1 protein-coding gene is annotated in these 801 nt (G+C 37.6%); it reads left to right on the top strand.

Features of this window, described 5'->3' with window-relative positions:
- Positions 1–701, top strand: a 701-nt coding sequence (locus tag DAHG_RS18170) for a hypothetical protein (protein ID WP_205408082.1), incomplete at its 5' end; no start/stop codon positions are given.
- Positions 702–801: the final 100 nt, after the last annotated feature.

Genomic DNA, 801 nt, shown 5'->3' with positions numbered 1-801 from the left:
CTAAAGAAGAAGTTATGGATTCAATTTACACGATGGAAACTAGAAAAGTGGGTAACTATTATGTAAATAAATCTGATTACACTACTAATTCAACGAGTGCCCAGAGAAGTACATTCAACAATACTTTCCCTGGATACCTATATGCTTTAGTAGATAAAGAAGAAGGTTTATTTGGTTATGACTTAGTTGAAAAGCAAATGAATGAAGTAGCTGAAGCTTTAGAAGCAGTAACAACAGCTATCGCTAAGATTACACCTGCAAATATCAAAGCAACCGATAAGAAAACTTTAGAAGCTGCTGAAGATGCTATCTATGAATTAACTAAAGGCGGAGATTATGAAGATAATCTGACTAAAACAGAAGCGAAAACTGTTAGAGCTGCAGAAACTAAAATCGAAAACTTACGTGAAGCATTCGATAACTTAGGTACTACAGCAGTAGCTGGATGGTATGACATGGGTAACGGTAACTGGGGTTACAACAATGAAGATGGTACTCCTGCTGCTTACAAATGGGTTGCTTCTGGTTCTGACTGGTATATGATCAAAGACGGTAAGATGCTGAGAAACACTTGGTTGGCTACTGACGGCGGTCGCTGGTACTATTTAGACAATGCTGGTAAGATGGTTACGAACCAATCTGTAGATGGCTGCTGGATCAATTCTTACGGCGTTTATATGAGCCCTACTTACAACGGTTAATTCTAAATCGATCTTATTACTTAATTGAGATGTACAGAGATGTGCATCTCTTTTTTTGCATGCAAAAAGGAGATCCATCAAGAATCTCCTTTAAGTGTTA

Origin of the sequence: Dielma fastidiosa, assembly GCF_000313565.1 — a bacterium.
In the GTDB taxonomy this organism is placed as follows: domain Bacteria; phylum Bacillota_I; class Bacilli_A; order Erysipelotrichales; family Erysipelotrichaceae; genus Dielma; species Dielma fastidiosa.
Note: the sequence above shows the minus strand (reverse complement) of the source record. Positions and strands in the feature narration are given on the sequence as shown.